The organism is Actinotignum saccati (genome assembly GCF_051265055.1).
In the GTDB taxonomy this organism is placed as follows: Bacteria; Actinomycetota; Actinomycetes; order Actinomycetales; family Actinomycetaceae; genus Actinotignum.
This window is the reverse complement of the sequence record NZ_JBOZCC010000001.1, coordinates 202,556-224,567: the sequence shown is the minus strand read 5'-3', so window position 1 is coordinate 224,567 and position 22,012 is coordinate 202,556. Positions and strand designations below refer to the sequence as shown.

The 22,012-nt window shown below is 63.0% G+C and carries 20 protein-coding genes; 4 read left to right on the top strand and 16 right to left on the bottom strand.

Annotated features, from left to right (window positions below; genetic code table 11):
* Window positions 1-149 precede the first annotated feature (149 nt).
* Both ACRQEC_RS00900 and dusB read right to left on the bottom strand, forming a co-directional pair.
* Window positions 150-1,400 carry a deoxyguanosinetriphosphate triphosphohydrolase gene (locus ACRQEC_RS00900; protein ID WP_087070636.1) on the bottom strand — a complete coding sequence of 417 codons (1,251 nt, stop codon included), beginning with the start codon at window positions 1,398-1,400 and terminating at the stop codon, window positions 150-152.
* A gap of 166 nt (window positions 1,401-1,566) precedes the next feature.
* Window positions 1,567-2,883: a tRNA dihydrouridine synthase DusB gene (gene dusB / locus ACRQEC_RS00895; protein WP_284889594.1), complete on the bottom strand. Its 1,317-nt coding sequence runs from the start codon at window positions 2,881-2,883 to the stop codon at window positions 1,567-1,569.
* Between the two features lie 287 nt (window positions 2,884-3,170).
* Here dusB and ACRQEC_RS00890 point away from each other — a divergent pair, with 287 nt between their 5' ends.
* Both ACRQEC_RS00890 and ACRQEC_RS00885 read left to right on the top strand, forming a co-directional pair.
* A complete protein-coding gene (locus tag ACRQEC_RS00890; RefSeq protein WP_284889595.1) occupies window positions 3,171-3,947 on the top strand; it encodes a YsnF/AvaK domain-containing protein in 777 nt (258 codons plus the stop codon).
* Between the two features lie 115 nt (window positions 3,948-4,062).
* Window positions 4,063-4,407 carry a PRC-barrel domain-containing protein gene (locus tag ACRQEC_RS00885; RefSeq protein WP_284889596.1) on the top strand — a complete coding sequence of 115 codons (345 nt, stop codon included), beginning with the start codon at window positions 4,063-4,065 and terminating at the stop codon, window positions 4,405-4,407.
* A 124-nt stretch (window positions 4,408-4,531) separates the two neighbouring features.
* On the opposite strand, the gene ACRQEC_RS00880 is transcribed toward ACRQEC_RS00885, so the two are convergent.
* The gene (locus ACRQEC_RS00880) at window positions 4,532-5,686 is read right to left on the bottom strand and encodes a YibE/F family protein (RefSeq protein ID WP_284889597.1); all 1,155 of its coding nucleotides are present in this window, start codon (window positions 5,684-5,686) and stop codon (window positions 4,532-4,534) included.
* A 191-nt stretch (window positions 5,687-5,877) separates the two neighbouring features.
* On the opposite strand from ACRQEC_RS00880, the gene ACRQEC_RS00875 reads away from it, so the two are divergent.
* Window positions 5,878-7,110, top strand: a complete 1,233-nt coding sequence (locus ACRQEC_RS00875) for a lipid II:glycine glycyltransferase FemX (RefSeq protein WP_284889598.1) — start codon at window positions 5,878-5,880, stop codon at window positions 7,108-7,110.
* A gap of 84 nt (window positions 7,111-7,194) precedes the next feature.
* On the opposite strand, the gene murJ is transcribed toward ACRQEC_RS00875, so the two are convergent.
* A complete protein-coding gene (murJ, locus tag ACRQEC_RS00870) occupies window positions 7,195-9,021 on the bottom strand; it encodes a murein biosynthesis integral membrane protein MurJ (RefSeq protein WP_284889599.1) in 1,827 nt (608 codons plus the stop codon).
* 15 nt (window positions 9,022-9,036) lie between these two features.
* A complete protein-coding gene (locus ACRQEC_RS00865) occupies window positions 9,037-10,269 on the bottom strand; it encodes a carboxylate--amine ligase (RefSeq protein WP_284889600.1) in 1,233 nt (410 codons plus the stop codon).
* 99 nt (window positions 10,270-10,368) lie between these two features.
* Between ACRQEC_RS00865 and ACRQEC_RS00860 the strand changes: the two genes are divergently transcribed.
* Window positions 10,369-10,605 carry an RNA-binding S4 domain-containing protein gene (locus tag ACRQEC_RS00860; protein WP_087070929.1) on the top strand — a complete coding sequence of 79 codons (237 nt, stop codon included), beginning with the start codon at window positions 10,369-10,371 and terminating at the stop codon, window positions 10,603-10,605.
* A 74-nt stretch (window positions 10,606-10,679) separates the two neighbouring features.
* Here ACRQEC_RS00860 and ACRQEC_RS00855 read toward each other — a convergent pair whose 3' ends face one another.
* The 11 genes from ACRQEC_RS00855 to ACRQEC_RS00805 form a co-directional block, all read right to left on the bottom strand.
* Entirely contained in the window at window positions 10,680-12,077 is a 1,398-nt protein-coding gene (locus ACRQEC_RS00855) for a glycine--tRNA ligase (protein ID WP_087070930.1), read from the bottom strand.
* Between the two features lie 45 nt (window positions 12,078-12,122).
* Entirely contained in the window at window positions 12,123-12,647 is a 525-nt protein-coding gene (locus ACRQEC_RS00850) for a VTT domain-containing protein (protein WP_284889601.1), read from the bottom strand.
* A 2-nt stretch (window positions 12,648-12,649) separates the two neighbouring features.
* Window positions 12,650-13,129 (bottom strand): Fur family transcriptional regulator, encoded by a 480-nt coding sequence (locus ACRQEC_RS00845; protein WP_284889602.1) that lies wholly within the window; start codon window positions 13,127-13,129, stop codon window positions 12,650-12,652.
* Window positions 13,116-13,976: a metal ABC transporter permease gene (locus ACRQEC_RS00840; RefSeq protein ID WP_087070932.1), complete on the bottom strand. Its 861-nt coding sequence runs from the start codon at window positions 13,974-13,976 to the stop codon at window positions 13,116-13,118. Before ACRQEC_RS00840 ends, ACRQEC_RS00845 begins: the two co-directional genes overlap by 14 nt.
* Window positions 13,973-14,659, bottom strand: a complete 687-nt coding sequence (locus ACRQEC_RS00835; protein ID WP_284889603.1) for a metal ABC transporter ATP-binding protein — start codon at window positions 14,657-14,659, stop codon at window positions 13,973-13,975. Before ACRQEC_RS00835 ends, ACRQEC_RS00840 begins: the two co-directional genes overlap by 4 nt.
* Window positions 14,650-15,624: a metal ABC transporter substrate-binding protein gene (locus ACRQEC_RS00830; RefSeq protein WP_284889604.1), complete on the bottom strand. Its 975-nt coding sequence runs from the start codon at window positions 15,622-15,624 to the stop codon at window positions 14,650-14,652. Before ACRQEC_RS00830 ends, ACRQEC_RS00835 begins: the two co-directional genes overlap by 10 nt.
* A 153-nt stretch (window positions 15,625-15,777) precedes the next feature.
* Window positions 15,778-19,311 carry a DNA polymerase III subunit alpha gene (dnaE, locus tag ACRQEC_RS00825; RefSeq protein ID WP_284889605.1) on the bottom strand — a complete coding sequence of 1,178 codons (3,534 nt, stop codon included), beginning with the start codon at window positions 19,309-19,311 and terminating at the stop codon, window positions 15,778-15,780.
* 10 nt (window positions 19,312-19,321) lie between these two features.
* Window positions 19,322-19,867 (bottom strand): GNAT family N-acetyltransferase, encoded by a 546-nt coding sequence (locus tag ACRQEC_RS00820; protein ID WP_284889606.1) that lies wholly within the window; start codon window positions 19,865-19,867, stop codon window positions 19,322-19,324.
* Entirely contained in the window at window positions 19,864-20,784 is a 921-nt protein-coding gene (locus ACRQEC_RS00815; RefSeq protein WP_284889607.1) for an RluA family pseudouridine synthase, read from the bottom strand. Before ACRQEC_RS00815 ends, ACRQEC_RS00820 begins: the two co-directional genes overlap by 4 nt.
* Before the next feature lies 1 nt (window position 20,785).
* Window positions 20,786-21,343, bottom strand: a complete 558-nt coding sequence (lspA, locus tag ACRQEC_RS00810; RefSeq protein ID WP_284889608.1) for a signal peptidase II — start codon at window positions 21,341-21,343, stop codon at window positions 20,786-20,788.
* Window positions 21,344-21,348: 5 nt separating this feature from the next.
* Entirely contained in the window at window positions 21,349-21,924 is a 576-nt protein-coding gene (locus tag ACRQEC_RS00805) for a DivIVA domain-containing protein (RefSeq protein ID WP_284891192.1), read from the bottom strand.
* Window positions 21,925-22,012: the final 88 nt, after the last annotated feature.

The following is a 22,012-nucleotide window of genomic DNA, read 5'->3' as shown; positions in this document are numbered from 1 at the left end:
CCGCCTAGTCTAAGCGAGCCCGCCGCGCAGCGCACGCTCGAACCGTTTCACGCACGCAGCGCGTTCCGCACGCGCGCACCGCGTTCTGCGCACGCGGGGCCGCAGCGCACGCCGGGGCCGCGACGCTCCGGAAGATCAGTGCCGCAACATCAGTGCCGCAGCATCCCGCACAGATGCGCGTGCCACTGCCGCGCCGAGAGATCGGTGAGCGAAGCAACCTGGTCAATCACCAAACGCAGCCGCGCGTCCTTATCGCTACTCGCCCACAATTCCGCCAGGTGCGGCTCCAATTCATCCGGATTCTCCAAGAGCGCCTCGACGAGGTCGAAAATAATGGCGCGCTGCTCCACGTAATGCGGTTCGTGTTCGCGCGGAGCCATAACATAGGCCACCGCGATCCCTTTCAGGACCGTAATTTCGGCAAAAGTTTCTGGTGGTACGACGACGTTACCGTTGTAGCGCACCAATTTGCCGTGCCCGGACTGCGCCCAGGTTGCCTGGCACACAGCGGAAACAAACCGGCCGATGAGGTCGGAAGTGAGGTCCTTCATGCGGGCAAAATCACGGTAATTGCCACCGAAGTGCACCGGCCAGGCTTCTTCGCGCAGCAGGCGGTCAAGGGCATCGGAAAGCTCCCCCGCGCTCGGTTCGCCGTACCAGGCCAGGGTATCCTCCACGACTTTCTGGCGCTCCCCCGGGTCGGTCAGGCAGGACGGGTCGAAGAAACCGCGGGCGATCGCATCCTCAACATCGTGGACGCTATAGGCAATATCATCGGCCAAATCCATGATTTGGGCTTCGACGCAGCGGTTGTGGCCGTGTTCGCCGTGGATCCACTCGAAAATATCGGCGTCATCGCGATAGTAATTGAACTTCGGGGTGCCGCCCGGGCCTTCGTTATTACCCCACGGGTATTTGATGACGGCATCCAGGGTGGCACGGGTGAGGTTGAGGCCGGCCGGGCGCCCGGTGCGGGTGGTGCGTTTCGGTTCCAGCCGGGTGAGGATGCGCAGGGTTTGGGCATTGCCCTCAAAGCCGCCGATCTCCTCCCCCACTTCCGCGAGGGCCCGCTCCCCGTTATGCCCGAAAGGCGGGTGCCCGAGGTCATGGCACAAACACGCGGTTTCCACAATATCCGGGTCACAGCCGAAGTTTTTTGCCAGCGAGCGCCCGATTTGGGCCACTTCGAGCGAGTGGGTGAGGCGGGTGCGCACAAAATCATCCGATTCAGGCCCGAGCACCTGGGTTTTCGCGCCCAGGCGGCGCAGCGCCGAAGAATGCAGTACCCGCGCGCGGTCGCGTTCAAAATCGGTACGCGAACGGGATTTGGGTGGTTCATGCACCCAGCGCTCGCGATCATCCGGCCCGTAAACTTCGGCCGCCCCAAATAAATCCGTCACAGCTAGAGGGTACCAAGCCCGCGGGCGGTGCGGTGGCGGCGAGCGGTGCGGTCGTGACGGGCAAGGCGGTCGTGACGGGCGGGGCACCGCGCCTGAGGCAAGCGCCGCGCCGGGGCTGGGGCAGCCAGCGCACCGTGGCCGGCGCGGTCGCCACGCCGTTGCCCGTTTAACCGCCGGAAATATCGAGCTCGGCTTCGTGGATTCGGGCGGCTTGCTCCGGGGTCAGCTCGCGCGAATCGAGCCAGCCATCGGGTAGATGCGGGCGCTTTTCCCCGCCGGCGCGCCCGCGTTTACCCTCCGCGGCCGCCGGATAAGGCTGATCCAAGTCCAGGGTCTGGAGGCGTTCGTGGAGTTCCTCCAGGGTGGAGACCAGCCCCAGCGAGTGGCGGGTTTCCCCACCCACCGCGAAGCCCTTGAGATACCAGGTGATGTGCTTGCGCAGCTCCCGCATCGCCTTGTTTTCGCTTCCGAAATGCTCCACCGAGAGGTGTGCGTGGCGCTCGATCATCGCGGTGACTTCGCGCAGCGTGGGGCGGCGCTGGGCGCTGGCCCCGTGCATGAGGGCAGCCAGATCATAGAAAATCCAGGGCCGGCCCTGGCATCCGCGCCCGACAGCTACCCCGGCGCAGCCGGTATGGGCGCGCAGCGCGGCGGCATCTGCGGCGTCGAAAACATCACCGTTACCAAAGACGGGCAGGTCCGTGGAGTCTACGAGCTCCGCAATAAAATCCCAGTTCGCATGGCCGGCGTAATGCTGCGCGGTGGTGCGCGCGTGCAAGGTGAGCCCGGCGACCCCGTAATCTTCGGAGATGCGGGCCACGTCCCGGAAAGTTTCGTGGGCGGCGTCGATCCCGATCCGGAATTTCACCGTGATCGGTACGGCGTGATCGCGCCCGCGGTTCGCGGCGCTCGCTGCTGCGGTGGCCTGGCGCACCAGGTCCTCGTACAAATCCAGTTTCCACGGCAGGGCCGAACCGCCGCCTTTGCGGGTAACTTTGGGGGCCGGGCAGCCGAAGTTGATATCGATATGGTCCGCGCGGTTTTCATCAATAAGGAGCCGCACCGCCGCGGCCACCACTTTCGGTTCTACCCCGTAGAGCTGGATGGATCGCACCGGATCGCTCGGATCGGGCTGGATCATGGTCATGGTTTCCGGGGTGCGTTCCAGCAACGCCCGGGAGGTAATCATTTCGCACACCCACAGACCGGCCGGGGCGTAGGATCCGGGTGCGTGGGGTTCCGGGGAGGGCATATCCGCTGCACTGCTGGCGGGCGCGCCCGGGGCATCGCTGGCGCCCGTCGCGTTTTTTGTGCCCGTCGCGTCTTTCGCGCCCATCGCGCACCGGATTCCCGCTTCGGCTTCTTCACGGCAGAGCTGGCGGAAAGGTGGGTTGGTCACCCCGGCCATCGGCGCGAGCATGACCGGCGTAGCCAGAGTTAGATCACCCAGCTGAATCGCCGGCCATGCGGCATTCTCCGCCATACGCTTCCCTTCTTCCCGTCCTGCGTCATGGATGAGGGTACCGCACAGCCAGGAGCGAGAGTTATTCCGTGAGCTAAACACCCGGCTATATGACCTGCATCACGGTAGGCTACAAGTGAACTCGCCAGAGTTCCCAGGCAGATTGCGTTCTTCCCGCACCGCCCACGCCGCGTGGGGCCATGCTCTCCGGCCGTGGCTGGGAAGTAGGTGTCACCACCACACGTGAGCAGTTAGCTTCGGCTACCTGGCCTCGGTTCTACATTTTCTATCAGGAAGGCACACCACATATGGCCGAGAACAAGAATGTTCAGGATCTCCTGAACGCCACCGCATTTGATTCACATAACGATAAGCTCGGCGGAGTTAAGGAGGTATTCCTTGACGCCGAAACGGGCCAGCCCTTCTTCGTGGAAGTGGGCCACGGGCTCTTCGGTATGTCCTCCAGCCTCGTTCCGCTGCGCGGTTCGCACCTTGAGGGTGAAGAACTCCACCTGGCTTTCGTCAAAGATGCAATTAAGGATGCCCCTGATTTCGATGTGGAACAGGGCATCACCCCCGAAGAGCAGGACCGCCTGCTCGCCCACTACCATCTCACGGATGCTCACGAAGGCGACCGCTACGCCACCGAGGTTCCGCCGGTAGGTACCGGTGAGCCCCGCACTGCGGCCGAGCATCCCGCCCCGGTAACTGACGCGGATGATAATTCCGTGGTTCGTTCTGAAGAGCGCCTCAATGTTTCTAAGGACAATGTGGCGACCGGTACCGTGCGGCTGCACAAGTACGTTGTGCATGACACCGAAACGGTGGAGGTACCCGTGACCCGCGAAGAAGTACGGGTGGAACGTACCCCTATCAAGGAAGGTGAAGAGTACGTTGGTGAAATTTCTGAAGGGGGCGCCGCTGTCACCCTTCATGAAGAGCGCGTGAATGTGGAGAAAGAAACCGTACCCGTCGAGCGCGTTTCTCTCCATAAGGATGTCGTGCAGGATACCGAAACGGTTTCCGAAGATGTAGCCAAGGAACAGATCGAAATCGAAGACGAAACAGGCCGCTCCACCAAGTAGTAGGCTCGTGAGAAACTTGGCCTGCTAGGCACGGCCAGGCAGGAACGTGAGCCGCACAGGAACGTGAGCCGCGCGGGCACGTCAGCCGCGCAGCGAAGCTAGGAAAAGAGGAAGAATGGCTGAGGTAACCGTCCGCGATATTATGGATGCCACCGCTTATGACCGCTCCGAAGCGGAGATTGGGCCGGTGCGCGAGGTATTCCTCGATGATGCCAGCGGGCAACCCACCTTTGCCCTCATCGGGCGGGGATTATTCAATCTTCGCTCCGCCCTGGTTCCGCTGCGCGGTTCGCGCCTGGTGGAAGGCAAGCTCATCCTCTCTGTTTCCGCAGAAGCGGTGGCCAACGCTCCGGCCTGGTCGGTGGAGGACGGCCTGACCGAGGATCAACAGCAGCGTATTTACGAACATTTCGCCCTCACCGATATTGCCGACGGCAAAGAGCACGGTACCGAGGCTTAGGAACCTGTTCTCCACCGGGAACCAGCTCTCCACGGAAACTTGCTCTCCGCAGGAACCAGATATCCAAAGGAGCCCGGTCACCAGCGCATCTCACCGCTGCTTGGCCACAGTGTTGAGCCACAAGCTAGGCGCTCACCCGATCCCGCCCGGGTGCCACAGGTGCGAGGAGCGCGGCTACCGCCGTCGTCAAAGGAATTGCTAATACCAAACCAACAGAAGCGGCCAGGGTGCGGGTGATCTCCTCCGCGATCTGCTCCACCTGCATGAGGTCAAGGAAAGACCGCTGGTATATCGAGGCAAGAATAAGAAGGGGTAGCGAGGCCCCCACGTAGGCAAAAGCCAGCGTGTAAACGGTTGAAGCAATATGGTCGCGCCCGATGGCCATCCCGCGGCTGATGAGGCGGCGGCGCGGCGTGCTCGGCGATTCGGCATGCAACTCCCAAATGGTGGAAACCTGAGTAATAGTGACGTCATTGAGAGCCCCGAGCCCGGCCAAAATAATCCCCGCAAGCAGCAGCGTGCGCATATTGATACCGCCCAGGCTCCAGGACAGCATCGCGGTTTGTTCCCCGCCCGTACCGCTGAGATTTTGGGTGCCCACCGCCCACACCGCCACCGCCGTGGTGATAAGAAGCCCGAGGAAAGTACCGATAATCGCGGTGGTGGTGCGGATAGAAATACCGTGAGCCAAATAAATAGAGGCGAACATCATCGCCGAGGCCCCGGTGAGCACCACCGCAAAAGCATTCCCGCCGCCGGCCAGCGCCGGAATAATAAAGAAGCCGACCACCAGGAGGGACACCCCCAGGCCCGCGAGCGCCGCCAGCCCCTTCCAGCGTGCCACCGCCACAATGACCAGCACGTACAGTCCGGCGAGCAGAGCCAGGCGCATCCCACGCTCAAAATCAACGAAAATATGGGCGGTGCCCGAGGTGACCATAGCCGGGTTGAAACGGGCTTCGATCACGTCGCCCACTTCCAACCCGGAGGCCACCACCTCGGCGGGGACGTGCACGGGAACCGGCACGCCCTCGACCTCCATCTCCACCGGGGTCTGGCCCTGGGGATCCGTCTGCCCCACCGAGGTAATCGGCCCGCTCACCATCTGCACGCCCGGGGAATTCAGCGGAATAGAGCCCACCGGGGACTCCCCGCGCGGCCACAGCACCGCCAGCGCAATCGCGGTGAGAAGCGCGAGGGGGACAACAATTGCGGCAAGTACGCGCCCGACCTTGCGGCGCACCCGCGCCGGGACCTCAATATCTGAATGATGATGCACGCCTTCAGGCTACCGGCCCGCCGCCGCGCGTGCGAGAAGCGCGCGCCTTGGTGCAACGGGGCGTGGTTGCGCGCGTACGGTGCGCACGGTGCGAGACGGCGCGGCGGGACGGGGCGCCCGCGCCGTACCACCGCACCTGGGAACAGGTGTTTCCTCCCGCCTCCGCGATACGCACTCGCTAGACTGTATACATGCATTTCACCACCTTGACCGCCGAGGAATACGCTTCCGCAACCCGCCACAGCCCGCGGCTCTTCCTCGCCCAGCTTCCCGAATACGGCCAGTGGCGCACCGAGCAGGGTGACGCCGTTGATTATGTGGGGGTGCGTGATGGCGCACAGCTGCGCGGCGTCGCCCTTATTACCTACCAGCCGTGGAAAAAGCTTTTTACCCGCGCCATTATTACCAATGGCCCCACCCTGGATTGGGAGGATACTGAGCTGGTGGAGTTCTTTTTCGCGCAGCTCGCCGCGTATCTTGCCACCAAGAAACGGGTGATTGCGCTGCGCATCACCCCTAATGTGCCCGCAGCTTTCTATGAGGACACCACGAAAATTGCGGATTCGCCCCTGGGGGCGCGGGTGACCGAGCAGCTGCGCGCGGCCGGGTTCCAGCATATTCCCGTCGATCCCAATGACCCGGCCGATATTCATTTTATTTATACGAAGGATATTGCCGGGAAGAGTTTCGAGGAGATCGCTGATTCCCTCACGAAAACGATGCGCCGCCAGGTCAAGCACGTGGGGCGCTACGGCGTGGAGGTGCATACCGGCGGGGTCGAATTATGGGATACCTTCCACCAGCTTTATGAATCCTCGCGCGAGCGCACCGAGATGGCTGAGATCTCGGATTATTCCGCGCAGCTGTATACCGGGATGATGGAGAAGCTGGGCCCCGAGCGGGCTTTCCTCGCGATTGCCTACGCGCATCCGGCCACCTACCTGGAGGAGATCACCGCTAATATTGCCCGGCTCGATGAGCAGATCGCGCAGAATTCCACCGAGCCGCGCACCCGCAAAAAGGAGGGCGCCCTCAAGGAGCTCGGCAGCCAGCGCGCTTCCCTCCTCAAGCAGGAAACCGAGGCCCGCGATTTAGCGCAGCGTTACGGCAATAATGTGCCTTTTGCCGGGGTTCTGGCTTTCCGCTGGGGTGATGAGCTGGTGCAGTTGCTCCGCGGTTTCAATAAGGATTTCACCACCTATAACCGTGATTACCCGGTGGAATCGACCCTGCTGCGCTGGGCGGCCGCCCACGATATTTCCACCTACAACACCCTCGGGATTTCCGGTATTTTCGACGCCACCGGCCCCGATTACCCGGTGCTTGAGTACAAGCGCAAACTCAACGGGAACGTGGAGGAATTCATCGGCACTTTCGCGCTGGCGCTGCGCCCGGAAGCCAAGCTCACGGGAGCGTTAATCTAGCGGTTCCGGCACGCCGCCGCGCCGCAGCGGGTACGACGACGGGCTGCGCCGCCGGCGCAGCCCGGCTAGCTGCTACCAAGCTGATTAGCTGCGGCGTAGGCGGGCCAGGATCCTACCCACGGGGCGGAAAAGCACGTCAATTTCTTCCATTTTTGCCAGCTTCATGCCACCCACGTAGACCAGCACCATGACGCTCCCCCCCACAATGAGGGCCAGGAGGGCTTGCGCTGGGCTCATGGGGCTAAAGACGGGGCCCACCAGGCGGGCCGCCCCGTAGCCGGCAGCGGCTGCCAGCCCGGAAATCCCCAGGAGTTTGAGATGGAAGGAAGCCAGGACTGCGCCGTCGACCCCACCCATCCGCGGGGCGAGGTGCCACAGCATCACGATGACCGCAAAAATATTGGCGAGTGAGCCCACGATACCCACTGCCCACACCACGTGCTGGGGCGGGAGTAGCGCGCAGAAAACCGTGAGCACGCAGGAGGCTCCCTGGAACGGCAAGCTGATGAGGAAGGCGCCGCGGGTGTCCTCGAAGGCGTAGTAGACGCGGTCGAGCACGCTCACCGCGCCGATGCCGAAAAGCCCGAGGGCCATGGAGGCCACCACTTTCCCGAGGGTGACGGCCTGCTCCGCGCTCGAAGTAATGGCGAAGAGGCGGGAGACGGGAACCGCGAAAACCATGAGGCCGATGGCGGCCAGGAACATGATGGTGGAGACGATGCGCAGAGTGCGGGAGACATCGCGGCGCATCCGATCCCGGTCGCCGTCCGCCGCGGCGCGCGAGATGCGGGTGAAGACCGCGGTGGCGATGGAAACCACGAAAAGCGAGGTGGGCAGGGAGTAGATCGTGTACGCCGTGTCGTAGGCGAAATTGCCCGCCACGTACTCAGAGTTCATTCCCATGCGAATGGCCCGGTCAGAGGCCCCGGCGGCGGCATTGGAGATGAGCGCCGTCGGAATAATGGAGGTGACCATCATGAGGAGCATCCACCAGGAGGCTCGGCCGGCCGCCCCCAGCCCGGAATTGCGCCACCGGAAATCGAAACGGAAATGGATGCCCAGGCGGCGTAACGGCCAGATGAGAATAAGCGCTTGGGCGACGATCCCCAGGGTGGAAATACCGCCGAGCCAGCCCACCCGCGAGGCCGTCCAGCGCCCCGCTTCCAGGGCGTCTTCCGGGGTGGCCGAACCGAAAAGAGCGAGGATGGCGAGCATCCCGAGCACCGCCACCACGTTATTGAGAGCCGGCGCCCACATATAGGGCCCGAAGTTTTCGCGGGCGTTGAGGATCTGCCCGATCACGGTGTACATGCCGTAGAAGAAAATCTGGGGCAGGCACCAGTAGGCCCAGGCCACCGTGAGGCGATACCAGTCCTCGGACATGGTGGCCGCCATGACTTTGACCACGGCGGGAGCGGCCAGGGTGATGAGCACGGTCACCGCACCCAAGCCCACAATCGCCACGGTGAGGAGCTTGTTAATAAAAGCGGCGCCTTCTTTTTCCCCCCGTTTGGTGGCCCGCACAATGGCCGGCACCAGCACCGCGTTGACCAGGCCCCCCACAATAATCATGTAGATAAGGTTGGGGAGTTTATTGGCGATCCCGAAAGCGTTGCCGGCCGGCGAGGTCAGGCCCACCACCGCGCCGAGCAGAATCGGGGAGCGCACCAGGCCGAGGATACGCGAGACGAGCGTGCCGAAGAACATAATGATGGAGGCCCGCGCGGCGCTCGCGCTTTTTTCGCTCGCGTTATTCGCGCTTGAGCCGCCGGAGGTAGCGGACTCGGGGCCGGTGGCAGCCGAGGTTTCGGGAGTGGCGGCCGCGGTTTCCGCTATATCCGGGCGGGCATCCGCGCGGTCGTCGGCCACAAAATGCCGTCCGCTGGGGCGGCGCGGGGGGAAGAAACGCATGCTTTGAGCTTAGCCTTAGAATCCAGATTCGGTGGGATGCGGGTAGAAGCGCCGCATTTTCTGTACCGCGCGAATATCAGAAAGCATCCGGAAGATGGTGCGCTTGGGGTGGCGGTCCTTGCTGTAGGCGATCGGGTTGACCACCGGGCCGCGCTTACGTACCCGCCGCACCTGCTCGGCCAGCTGCGGATCGCGCAGGTAGCGGCGCCCCGCCAGCCAGGCGGGAATAATCGCGAAAATCCCGGCGCGATTGACCCGCTGGAGCGGCGCGGTTTCCCCGGCCATATCCGCCACCAGGGCGCGCGCCAGATTCACCCCGCCCACCTTGAGGTAGTAGTGCCCGCGCCCGGCCCGCGGGTTGAGATCCAGCCAATAGGCCCGGCCGGTACGCGGATCAATTTTCACGTCCATGGAGAAGAAGCCGCGCAAGCCCACCTCGCGCACGATCCGTTCGGCGCGGTCGGTGAGGAACCCCTCCGGATCCGTGAGGATAATCCCGGCATTACCGATAAGCGAAGGCTCGTGCAGCCCGAGGAGCACCCTCCCCGAGCCAATCGCGCTCAGGTGCCCGCGCGAATCGATATACCCATTGACAACCCACTGAGTGGTGTCATCCCCCGGGATGAGTTCCTGGGCGATGAGGTCAATATCGACCTGGCGGCCGGCAAGCGTGGCAAATTTCGCGCGGGCCAGCGCGGCGTCGTCGAATACCTCCACTTTTTTCAGGCCGGTGGCGTACAGCGAGGTGGGGTTATCCGCGCGCGCGGGTTTGACGACGATGGGGAAAGGTAGCGTGGCGAGTGCCGCGTCCCAGGTATCGGGTTGGGAAAGATGTACGACGGCGCGCCGCGGGGCCGCCTCCCCCACCTTTTCGTATACCTGCGCCATCGCCTCTTTCGAATTCGCCACATCCACGACATCCGGCGCGGCGAAGGGGAAGAACCAGTTGGAGGCGAGGCGGTGCCGGTTGCGCACAATAACGTCCACGCCCTCATCAACATTGACCAGGCAGATGAGGCGGCGATCCGCGAACTCCGCGGCCAGAGAATTGAGCAGCGTCACGAATTTTTCTTCGTCCTCCATAATATGGCGTTCGCAGTAGCGCACCGAGAGAATAGAGGAATTATTAATATGCCCGCGCGGGTATTCGGCGACGACGAGCGATGTCACCCCGTAGGTCTCGTGGAACAGCCGCGCGAAACTATAGGCTTCCACCTCATTACCGAAGATCACCGGCAGTGCATCCATACGTGTTCTCCCTCCGCGCCCGGCCGCGGGCATGGTCATTATGCTAGCAGCGCCGCGCTAAAGTAGAAGGCAGCACTCCGCCCGCGTGAAAGGACCATCGTGACCGAAGCCGATATCCCCAGCATTGAGGTTCGTTTGCCGATTAAGCTCGGCCAGTTCGTGAAATTAGCATCGCTGGCCGCCTCGGGCGCCGAAGCCCGCGAACTTATTGAAGCGGGCGATATTAGCGTGAACGGCCAGGTGGAAACCCGGCGCGGCAGCGCGCTGAGCGACGGCGATGTGGTTGCCCTCGCCCAGCCGCGCGGTGCCTTGCGCGTGCGGGTAGCTAGCCTCTAGTAGCTAGTCTCTAGCAGCCCGGCGGCCGGCGGCCGCACACAGCGAAACGCCAGCCGCGGGCCGCACCCACAGCCCTAGCAGCCCACCAGTTTCTGGGCCAGGAAGCCCTCCACCTTCTCCAGCGGGATCCGGACCTGCTCCATGGTGTCACGGTCGCGGACCGTCACCGCCTGGTCTTCGAGGGTGTCGAAGTCCACGGTCACGCAGTACGGGGTGCCAATTTCATCCTGGCGGCGGTAGCGGCGCCCGACCGCTCCTGCGTCGTCGAAATCAACATTCCACGAGGCCCGCAAGCGCGCAGCAAGATCCGCCGCCAGGGGCGTGAGCTTCTCATTACGCGAGAGCGGGAGCACCGCGGCCTTGACGGGCGCCAGGCGCGGATCCAGGCGCAGCACGGTGCGCTTATCCACCCCGCCCTTGGTATTGGGGGCTTCGTCCTCCACGTAGGCGTCCACGAGGAAGGCCATAAGCGAGCGAGTCAGCCCGGCCGAAGGCTCAATCACGTAGGGAACGTAGCGCTCCCCGCTGGCCTGGTCGAAGTAGGACAGGTCCTTGCCCGAATGCTTGATATGGGTGGTGAGGTCGAAATCGGTACGGTTGGCAATGCCTTCCAGCTCGCCCCAATCCGAACCTTGGAAACCGAATTTGTACTCGATATCCACGGTGCGCTTGGAGTAGTGGGAGAGCTTTTCCTTGGGGTGTTCGTACAGGCGCAGGTGCTCCGGGTTGATGCCCAGGTCCTTGTACCAGTCCAGGCGCTGATCAATCCAGTACTGGTGCCATTCTTCGTCCTCCCCCGGCTTGACGAAGAATTCCAGTTCCATCTGCTCGAATTCGCGGGTGCGGAAAATGAAGTTTCCGGGGGTGATTTCGTTGCGGAACGACTTGCCGATCTGACCGATGCCGAAAGGCGGCTTCTTACGCGAGGTGGTTTGCACATTCGCGAAATTCACGAAAATACCCTGCGCGGTTTCCGGACGCAGGTAGTGCAGGCCGGATTCGTCTTCCACCGGGCCGAGGGTGGTTTTCAGCATCATATTAAAATCGCGCGGCTCGGTCCACTGGCCCTTCACCCCGCAATGCGGGCAGCCCAGCTCCGCGGTGGGAATGGAATCCGGGTCGTCAATATGTTTCTTGGCGGCCAGCGCTTCCTGGAGCTGGTCCATGCGCAGGCGCTTGTGGCAGTTGAGGCATTCGATAAGCGGGTCGTTGAACACGCCGACGTGCCCGGAGGCAACCCACACTTCCCGCGGCAAAATAATGGAGGAGTCGATACCCACAACGTTATCGCGACTTTGCACCATGTAACGCCACCACTGGCGCTTAATATTTTCTTTCAGCTCGGTTCCCAGCGGGCCGTAATCCCAGGCCGAGCGGGTACCGCCGTATATTTCCCCGGCGGGGAAGACGAAACCGCGGCGCTTGGCCAAAGAAATAACGTTATCGAGACGGGAGGGAGCAGGCTTAGCCAACGTTGTTCCTTTCTATTGCGCGCATCCGGATGATGCGTGGCCCGTCTAGTCTACCGCCGCGCCCGTTTCCGCGCGGTCCCGGCCGGTGCGGAAAACGAAAAGGAAATATGCGACGACGACGCCCAGTACCACCACTGCGGCAATTCCCCACGGGTTGCCGAAAATAGCGGCCCAGACCGCTCGCAGGGCGAGCATGCCAACCGTGGAGTAGATCGCCGCCCAGCCCAGCCAGCCGGGCAGCGCGGCCAGGGTGAAACGCCAGCCGCTCATGCGGGTGAGCCCGGCACCGATGAGGATGACGGTTTGCACCCCGATGGTGAAGAAGCAGAGAGTAACGAGGGGCCAGCCGCGCCGCGCCACCCGCTGCGAGGCCGCGATCACGCGCTCGTCATGCGCCCAGGCCCAGGCCCGGTGGGCAAGGCGGTTGCGCGGTTCGCGCTGCCGGGCTACCAGGTAGGCGGCATAGCGGCCCAGCCAGAAAGTAGCGCTGGAACGCAAGGACACCACGAGGAAAAAGAAAAGGTAAACAAAGGCGAAGGAACGCCCGGCCAGGAAGGAGAAGGAATCCATGCTTAGCGGCCCGCGCTTTCTCCGGTACGGCCCGGGTTGTCGCCGCGCTGCCCGGCGCGACCAGTGTGCTGCGCAGTGCGGGCGGTTTGCTGCCCGGCGCAATCGGCGCAGACCCCGATGAGCTCGAGGGTGTGGTCCACATCCGAGAAGCCGTTGGCGGTGGCGATGGAACGCACCCAATCTTCAGCCCCTTCAAGCGCGATTTCCACGGTTTTCCCGCAGCGCCGGCACATGAGGTGATGGTGGTGCTCTTCGGTTTCGCAATAACGGTAGAGGGTCTCGGTGCCCTCCTGCATGGTGTCAAGAATCCCTTCGTCCGCCATCGCCTGCAAGGTGCGGTACACGGTGGCCAGGCCGATGCGCTGGCCTTCCCGAGAAAGCTTTTCGTGGAGCTCCTGGGCGGAAACGAATTCCGGGATCGTCTCCACCATCTTCGAAATGGCGATCCGCTGGGCAGTTACCCGCGGTTTAGACGCGTTCATGAACCCTCCTGTGGTTGCGCCGTACCAGTGTGGACATGATTGCCACAACTGCGTACCCGGCAATGAGAATCACCGCGATCATAGCCCCGGGAGAGGCAGAAACATAGCGGGTAATGACCAATCCGACAAGTGCGGCCCCGCATCCGAGCCCCATGGCCAGGCGCTGGGTGTGCGCCAGGGAGGAGCACACCAGCTGGGCGGTGGCCACCGGAACGATCATCATGGCCGAGACCAGCAGAATTCCCACCACCCGCATGGAGACCGCCACCGTGAGGGCTGCCGTAACCGCGATGAGAATATTAAAAGCCCGTACCGGCAGGCCCGAGGCCCGCGCGAAGTCTTCATCATTGGTTACGGAGAAGAGCGGGCCGCGCAGCCCGATACCCACCGCGAGGATGACCACGGTGAGGGCCACGGTGTACCACACGTCCTGCCCCGTGACCGTGGTAACCGAGCCAAAGAGGTAGTAGTTGAGGTTCGCCGTCGTACCACCCGCGAGGGAAATAAGTAGTACCCCGCACGCAATACCGCCGTAAAACAGAATCGCGAGCGCAGTATCGCCCGAGGTGATTCCCGAGGAGCGCACCCATTCGATAATGAGCGCGCCGAGCACCGCGATGATGAGGGCGCCGGGTACTGCGAACCGTTCGGGTTGCCCGTGCAACCAGGTGCCGGTCAGCCAGCCGAGGGCCACCCCGGTGAGGGCTACGTGGCCGATGCCGTCGCCCATGAGGGCCATGCCGCGCTGGACGAGGTAGCTGCCCACGATTGGTGCGGCCAGCCCCACGAGCACCGCCACCAGCAGCGAGCGCATCATAAGCGGCGAGGAAAGAATATCTGCGATCATTGCGCCACTCCCCCGTGCACGTAGCCATCGGATACCTGAATATCGCGGCCCACCAGGTGGGCGAGTTCCCCGCGTTCGTGGAGCACCATGACGAGGGTGAGGCCCGAGCCGTGCAGGCGGGTGAGGATCTCGGCAAGATCGGCGCGGGCGCGGGCATCGATGCCGGCCAGCGGTTCGTCGAGCACCAGCAGATCGGGGCGGCGCACCAGCGCGCGGGCAATCATGACGCGGTGCTGCTGCCCGCCGGAAAAGACCCGCACCGGTTCCTGGGCGCGGCTTTCCAAACCCACCGCCGCGAGGGCCTCATAGGCGGCGGCGCGGGCCGCTTTCCCTTTATCCGCGAAGAGATGGCGCCCGGAAAGCAAACCGGAACGCACCACTTCCAGTGCGGTGGCGGGCAGGTTGCCGGCATGCACCATCGACTGGGGCACGTAGCCCACCCGATGCCAGGGTACCTGGCGGGGCCGGGCCGTATCCGCCCCGAATATCTGCGCGGTTCCGGTATGGGGTACGACGCCGAGAAGCCCTTTGACAAGGGTGGATTTTCCCGAGCCATTGGGCCCGAAAATCCCCACCGATTCCCCGGCTGCGATCTCCAGGTGAGCCGAATGCACGATTTCGCGCCCGCCCAAGGTAATGCACAGATCGCGGGCGAGGAGGGCCGGGGCCGGGCTTACTGGCACTGCAATCCCTCACGCAGGTGGGCGAGGTTGCTGTCCATAATGGCCAGGTAGCCCGCGCCCTCCGGATCGGCTTCCGCGGTGCTCAGCGTGGAGAGTTGCGCGCCGGTTTCCGCGGCGATGGCCTCCGCGGTTTTCGCCGGGCTATTGGCTTCCGCGAAGATGGTGCGGGTCCCGGTTTCCGCCATAATGCGTTTTACTTCGGAAATATCGAGCGGGGAGGGATCTTGATCCGGGTCAATGCCGGCGATCCCCACCTGGACGAGGTTGTAGCGGTCGGTCAGGTAGCCGAAGGCCGCGTGGGAGGAGACCACCGTGGTGGTGGCGCACTGGGCCAGGCCGGTGGTGTAGCGCGAATTCAGATCGGTGAGCTCTTGCTTGAGTCGCGCGAAATTCGCCTCGAAATCAGCGCGGTGCTCCGGATCCATGGAGGAGAGCGACGCCGTGATCGCTTCGGCTACATCTTGCATGCGCACCGGGTCGAGCCAGAAATGCGGGTCGAGAACGCGCCCGGCTTCGGTAGCTTCATCCCCGTGATTATCGGCCAGGCCGCGGTGGTGGACCAGCTTCGCGGCATCGGCCAGGTTCACAGCGTTACCGGCCCCAATAGTGGAAATAGCCGCATCGAGGGAGGGCTGGAATCCGGAAACGTAGAAGATAACATCCGTGCTTTCCAGCTCCGCGACCTGCTTAGGGGAAAACTCGTAATCGTGGGGTTCCACATTGGTGGGGGTGGCGGAGGTGACCGTCACGTAGTCCCCGCCGATCTGTTCGGCAAGCCACCGGATCGGGGTGAAGGATGCCGTCACGCCAATGCGCGCGGCATCCGCGCTTGATGCGGCTGCGGAGCTTGAAGCACTATCCGCGGGTGAGGTTGAGGAGGGCTGGCACCCGGCCAGCAGGGCGGTGGATCCTAGCAGCGCCGTGCAGCTCAGCAGCGCCACCATACGAGTCAAAGTTTTCTTCACCCGCCCAGTCTACCCAACGCGCCCGGCCGCGCGGCGCGGCGGCCCGCGCCAGTAGCGCGTAGCCGCGCCGTCACCACCCCGTAGCTACCGTGCCCACCGGCCGCGCCGGTGGCGCGTAGTCGCTGCGCCCCGCCTCGCAACGCCGTCGCGCCGCTACGACACCACGCAGTTACGCCCGAGGAGCACCTTGAGATCGGAGAAGAAACGCGCTTCGGGTTTGACGTAAAACTCCTGACCCACCTGCACCACCGAGGTGCGCCCGGGGCGCTGGATATGGAGGCGTACCGGGGCGCTACCCGGGTAGGTGCGCAGCAAGTCACTCAGCTGCCCGAGCAGATCGCGGGTGCAGATACGTTCAGCCAGCTGCACATCCACGGGCGAATCCGGAAGCAGGTCACCGCTCGGGATTTTCATATCCTGGGCGGAAAGCTGGATATTGCCATCCCGATCCGAGACGCGCGCGGTAATAATCGCCACCTGGTCCGGGGCGAGCAGCCCGGCCACGGTCTGATAGGTAGCCGGGAAGAAGTTAATTTCGGTACTGCCCGTCATATCTTCCAGGACGATGGTCGCCCACATCTTCCCGTTTTTCTTGGAGATGCGCGGTTGGACAGCTGTCACGAGTCCGGCCAATGTCACAGTCCGCCCGTCCGTTGCGGCGTCGTCGTCCAAAAGACGCACCACCGTGGTATCCGCCGCACGGTCCAAAATATGTTCCATACCCGAAAGCGGATGGTCGGATACATACAGGCCGAGCATATCGCGCTCGAGGTTGAGCTTTTCGCGTTTATCCCATTCGGGAAGCTCGGGGATATCGACTTCCACCCCGCCGGCGATTTCCGAACCGCCGAACAAATCGAATTGCCCCACCGCTTCATTTTTCTTTAGGGCGACGACGGCATCTACCGCCTCGGCGACTTTGGAGAGCAAGGCGCGGCGGGTATAACCCATGGAGTCGAAAGCCCCGGCACGCACGAGGCATTCCACGCTGCGCTTATTGAGGACCTCGAGGGGGACCTTGTCGAGGAAGTCCTGGAAGGAGGTGAAAGCGCCCTTCTCTTCGCGGGCGCTAATAATGCCGTCCACAACTTTCGTGCCGACGTTACGCACCGCGGAGAGGCCGAAGCGGATCTCCTCCCCCACGGCGGAGAAATTCGCCAGGGATTCGTTGACGTCGGGCACGAGTACTTTGATGCCCATGCGGCGGGCTTCCCCGAGGTAGACCGCCATTTTGTCTTTATTGTCTTTGCGGGAGGTGAGGAGGGCCGCCATGTATTCCACCGGGTAGTGGGCTTTCAGGTAGGCCGTCCAGTAGGAAATCACGCCGTAGCAGGCCGAATGGGATTTATTGAACGCGTAGGACGCGAAGGGCTCCATGGTGCCCCACAGGGTTTTCACCGCGTCCTTGCTAAAGCCCTGGGCCACCATTCCGGCTTCGAAATCGACGTACATCTTGTCCATGACGTCTTTTTTCTTCTTGCCCATGGCTTTACGCAGCGAATCTGCCTGGCCCATGGTGAAGCCGGCCACCGTGCGGGCGATTTGCATGATCTGTTCCTGATAGACGATCAGGCCGTAAGTGGGGGCCAGAATCGGCTCGAGGATCTCCTCCAGCTCGGGGTGGATCGCCTCGATTTTCTGCAGCCCGTTCTTACGCAGCGCGTAATTGGTGTGGGAATTCATCCCCATGGGGCCGGGGCGATAGAGCGCCGAAACGGCGGAAATGTCCTCGAAGTTGGTGGGTTTCATCTGCTTGAGCAGGGTGCGCATTCCCGAGCCATCCAGCTGGAAAATACCGAGGGTATCGGCGTGCTGGAGCAGTTCGAAGGTGCGCTCATCATCAAGGGGAACATTATCAATATCGAGCGGCTCTTTATTATTCGCCACGATATTTTCCAGGGCGTCCTCAATGGTGGTGAGGTTGGAAAGCCCCAGGAAGTCCATTTTGAGGATGCCGAGGTCCTCGCATTCGGGGTATTCGAATTGGGTGATGACCGCGCCGTCGGCCGGACGTTTCATCACCGGGATCACGTCCGTGAGGGGCACGGAGGACATGAGGATAGCGCAGGCGTGCACGCCCCACTGGCGGGTGAGGCCTTCGATGCCCTGGGCCAGGTCGAAAACGCGTTTGGCATCCACGTCGGTGGAGACCATATCGCGGAATTCCCCGGCTTCCATATAGCGGGAATTCTTTTCATCGAAAACGCCGGAAAGCGGGATGTCTTTGCCCATGACCGAGGGCGGGAGGGCCTTGGTGAGGCGTTCGCCCATTTCGAAGGGGTAGCCGAGTACTCGGGAAGCGTCCTTGAGGGCCTGCTTCGTTTTAATGGTGCCGAATGTGACCACCTGGGAGACTTTGTCATGCCCGTATTTATCTTCCACGTAGGCGATGACTTCCCCGCGGCGGCGTTCATCGAAGTCCACGTCAATATCGGGCATGGATACGCGTTCCGGGTTGAGGAAACGTTCGAAGAGGAGGCCGTGTTCGATGGGGTCAAGTTCGGTGATATGTAGCGCGTAGGCCACCATGGAGCCGGCCCCGGAGCCACGCCCCGGCCCCACCCGGATGCCATTGCGTTTGGCCCACAGGATGTAATCGGAGACCACGAGGAAGTAGCCGGGGAAGCCCATCTGGACAATAACTTCCACCTCGTAATTGGCGCGCTGGCGCACGTGATCGGGAATATGTTCCCCGTAGCGCGAATGCAGGCCGCGTTCCACTTCCTTAATGAACCAGGAGGTGATGTCCTCCCCGTCAGGCACCGGGAAGACCGGCATGTAATTGGCGCCTTCGGCGGCGGTGGTGAAGGAGATATTGCAGCGTTCGGCCACCAGCAGGGTGTTTTCCATGGCCCCGGGCAGGTCCCCGAAGAGCTTGTACATTTCTTCGGTGGAGCGCAGGTGATAACCGTGCCCATCGAATTTGAAACGGTTAGGATCCTGGAGGGTGGAGCCGGAGTTAATGCAGAGCATGGCGTCCTGGACGGAATGGTCCTCCGCGCGCACGTAATGCGAATCATTGGTGGCCAGCAGCGGCGCATTGATTTTCTTGGCAAGGTCAAGCAGGTCGTTGCGGGTGCGCCGCTCGATCTCATTATCGTGGTCCATGATTTCCACGAAGTAGTTCTCTTTACCGAAGATCTCCTGCATGCGCCCGGCGGCCTCAAGGGCTTCGGCATGCTGGCCCAGGCGCAACCGGGTTTGCACTTCCCCGGAGGGGCAGCCGGCGGTGCCGATAAGGCCTTCGTGCAGCTCCTCAAGGAGCTCGATATCCATGCGGGGCCATTTGCCCATCTGGCCTTCCAGCGAAGCGCGCGAATCGAGCCGGAAGAGGTTATGCATCCCGGTGTTATTGGTGGCGAGCAAAGTCATATGGGTATAGGCCCCGCGCGCCGAGACATCATCGCTGCGCTGTGATTCATCCCCCCACAGCACCCGGTTGCTCGAGTACCGCGAGGTCCCCGGGGTCATATAGGCTTCCACCCCGATAATCGGTTTGATGCCGGCATCCTTGCAGGCCCGGTAAAACTCGTAGGCGCCGAAACAGTAGCCGTGGTCGGTGATGGCCAGGGCGCTTTGGTTTTGGGCGACGGCCTGCGCCACCAGCGGCTTGATTTTCGCCGCCCCGTCCAGCAGGGAGTATTCGGTATGGGTGTGGAGGTGAACGAAATCTGAGGGAGCGGCCATGGGGCCTAGTCTATCCAGCGCTCACTACCCGCGCCATTTCCCGGTGCCAGATGCGCGCGTCCAAGAAGGGTGCGCGGGCGGTAAGTTCGTAGCCGAGGGCCCGGTAGAAGCCGATTTTGTCCTCCTGGGCGTCGAGGACGATCCGCACCTGCCCGGCGTGTCCAAATTCGCGCAGCGCCACCTGGGCGGCCGCCTCGCACAGGAAGCGCCCCACGCCTAGCCCGCGCGCGGCACTGGTCACGCACACCCGCCCCAGGTGTACGACGCCTTCAGTGGTTTCGTATACCCGCGCGGCACCTAATGCTTCACCAGCATTATTTTCGACGACGACGTGGTGGGCGCGTTCGTCGATATCGTCAAGTTCTTCCTCAAGCTCCACGCCCTGTTCCCCGCAGAAGACCTGCACTCGCAGGGCGCGGGCCCGCTCCAGGTCTCCCTCGAGCCAGCGCAGCTGGGTGGCGCCGCGCTGCGGCACGGTGGTATCTGGCGCGGCGGGCGGCGGGGTGGTGGGTTGCGGCGCACCGTGCAGCGGTGCGCCGTCGTGCGCCGTCGTCATGAAAAAACTCCTTTACGCATGCGTTCGAGAGCTGTGGCGAGGTCTTCCGGGTAGGGTGCCTCGAATTCGCGCCAGCTGCCGTCCGGGTGTTCGAAGCCGAGGCGGGTGGCGTGCAGCCACTGGCGGGTGAGCCCCAGGGTTTCGCTCAGGCCCGGGTCAGCCCCGTAGGTAGCGTCCCCCACGCAGGGGTGGCCGAGGGCGGACATATGCACCCGGATCTGGTGGGTGCGCCCGGTTTCCAGGTGGACCTGGAGGAGGCTGCCGCCGGCCATGGCTTCGAGGGTGTCGTAGTGGGTGATGGAGTGGCGCCCGTCCGCCCGCACCCCCATTTTCCACTGGTGGCGCGGATCGCGCCCGATGGGGGCGTCCACGGTGCCGGAGAGCGGGTCGGGATGCCCCTGCACAAGGGCGTGATAGATCTTTTCGGGAACGCGGTTGCGGAACTCATCCTTGAGCAGCACGTAAGCGCGTTCTGATTTCGCCACCACCATGCACCCGGAGGTGCCCACATCCAGCCGGTGCACAATACCCTTGCGTTCGGACGGACCGTAAGCGGAGAGCTGCACCCCGGCATTCATGAGGGCGCCCAGCACGTCCGGGCCGGTGAAATTGAGGGAGGGATGGGCCGCCAGGCCGGCCGGTTTATCCACCACCACCAGATCGGCATCTTCGTAGAGGATGGGGATAGTGACATCTCCCCCGCGCGGGGCAACGGTGCGCGGGGTAGGAATATTGATTTCCAGGATGCTCGGCGCGTGCAGCCGGAGGGATTTCGCTACCGGGCTGCCGTCCAGGAGGACATCCCCGGCATCGATGAGGCGTTGTACTTCCGCGCGAGAGAGGCCGGTCAGTCGCGCGATGGCCGCGTCGATACGGGCCTCGTTAAATTCTTCCGTGACCGGGTAGGTCCGCCACATGCTACTCGCCTCGCTCCGGCTTTCCGGGTGCGGGCATGGAGCCTAATGCGGATACGGAGCCAGAGTCCGCGCTGGCCCGAGCTACGCCGTCGTTCATAAAGAACGCGACAGCGATCATGATCACGGCCCCGGCCACCAGTGCAATATCGGCCACGTTTCCCACGAACCAGTCGAAGTAGGCGATGAAATCGACCACGTGCCCGGCGAAACCACCCGGCTCGAAGAAGATCCGGTCGATGAGGTTGCCGGCCGCGCCGCCCCACATGAGGGCCAGGCCCACGCCGATCCAACGGTGCCGTACCCGTGCCGCGAGGACGGGGAAAACCGCAAGCACCACGACAAGCGCGATGGCGGTAATGACGCGGGTGGAATTTGCCCCCAGTGAGAATGCTGCACCCGGGTTAAAGACCAGGTGCAGCCCGAGGGCATCCCCCACAATGGCGATGCGCTCCGTTTGGCTGAGGTTAGCGATGGCCCACTGCTTCGTGAGTTGGTCGATGGCCACCACGGCCAGCGCCCCCACGAGGATGAGGAACCACGAGGTGCTTCGCCTCACCATACGCACTAGTTACGAGCTTCGGGTTCCTGCGCGCCAGAATCGACGTTGGCGAGCAGCGTCTCCAGGTAGCTGTGCAGGCGCGTGCGGTAGTCACGCTCGAAGTCACGCAGCTCGGAGATCTTGCGCTCCACCAGGCCGCGTTCCTGCTCCAGCTGGGCCAGGGTGCGGTTGGACTGGGCTTCGGCATCCTCGATGATCTTGGCGCTGCGGGTTTCCGCATCCTGGATCTTCTGGGCCTTCTCGGTTTCACCGCGGGCCACGAGTTCTTCGTAGGTCTGCTGCGCCATCTGAAGCACGGCGGCGGCCTGTTCCCCAACGGTGCCGGTGGGCTGAGCGAAGGACGCGGTGGTTGTGGCCTGGTCCGGCGCTGCGGGTTCTTCACCCGAACCGTTCTGGAGTTCGGTCACGCGCGCTTCGGCGACGGTGGCGCGATTCTCCGCTTCCTGGAGCTGCTTCGACAAATCGACGATGGTTTCGTAGATCGCGTCAAGGAATTCATCGACCTGTACCTCGTCGTAACCGGTCTCCGCGGTTTCCGGGCGCTTAAAGCGGACATCCATGACATCCTGTGCCGTGAGCATTGCCATTTCTCACCTCAAGTAGTGTAACGAAACTGTGTTAAGAGCACGCGGCTGTGTTATGAGCACACGGCTCTCGGATAAAGCCTAC

Excerpts from the sequence above, each read along its gene's own strand:
- dusB (WP_284889594.1), bottom strand. The coding sequence starts at position 2,883 with ATGGCGGAGAATGCCGCATGGCCGGCGATTCAGCTGGGTGATCTAACT.
- ACRQEC_RS00890 (WP_284889595.1), top strand. The coding sequence starts at position 3,171 with ATGGCCGAGAACAAGAATGTTCAGGATCTCCTGAACGCCACCGCATTT.
- ACRQEC_RS00885 (WP_284889596.1), top strand. The coding sequence starts at position 4,063 with ATGGCTGAGGTAACCGTCCGCGATATTATGGATGCCACCGCTTATGAC.
- ACRQEC_RS00875 (WP_284889598.1), top strand. The coding sequence starts at position 5,878 with ATGCATTTCACCACCTTGACCGCCGAGGAATACGCTTCCGCAACCCGC.
- murJ (WP_284889599.1), bottom strand. The coding sequence starts at position 9,021 with ATGCGTTTCTTCCCCCCGCGCCGCCCCAGCGGACGGCATTTTGTGGCC.
- ACRQEC_RS00865 (WP_284889600.1), bottom strand. The coding sequence starts at position 10,269 with ATGGATGCACTGCCGGTGATCTTCGGTAATGAGGTGGAAGCCTATAGT.
- ACRQEC_RS00850 (WP_284889601.1), bottom strand. The coding sequence starts at position 12,647 with ATGGATTCCTTCTCCTTCCTGGCCGGGCGTTCCTTCGCCTTTGTTTAC.
- ACRQEC_RS00845 (WP_284889602.1), bottom strand. The coding sequence starts at position 13,129 with ATGAACGCGTCTAAACCGCGGGTAACTGCCCAGCGGATCGCCATTTCG.
- ACRQEC_RS00840 (WP_087070932.1), bottom strand. The coding sequence starts at position 13,976 with ATGATCGCAGATATTCTTTCCTCGCCGCTTATGATGCGCTCGCTGCTG.
- dnaE (WP_284889605.1), bottom strand. The coding sequence starts at position 19,311 with ATGGCCGCTCCCTCAGATTTCGTTCACCTCCACACCCATACCGAATAC.
- ACRQEC_RS00820 (WP_284889606.1), bottom strand. The coding sequence starts at position 19,867 with ATGACGACGGCGCACGACGGCGCACCGCTGCACGGTGCGCCGCAACCC.
- ACRQEC_RS00815 (WP_284889607.1), bottom strand. The coding sequence starts at position 20,784 with ATGTGGCGGACCTACCCGGTCACGGAAGAATTTAACGAGGCCCGTATC.
- lspA (WP_284889608.1), bottom strand. The coding sequence starts at position 21,343 with ATGGTGAGGCGAAGCACCTCGTGGTTCCTCATCCTCGTGGGGGCGCTG.
- ACRQEC_RS00805 (WP_284891192.1), bottom strand. The coding sequence starts at position 21,924 with ATGCTCACGGCACAGGATGTCATGGATGTCCGCTTTAAGCGCCCGGAA.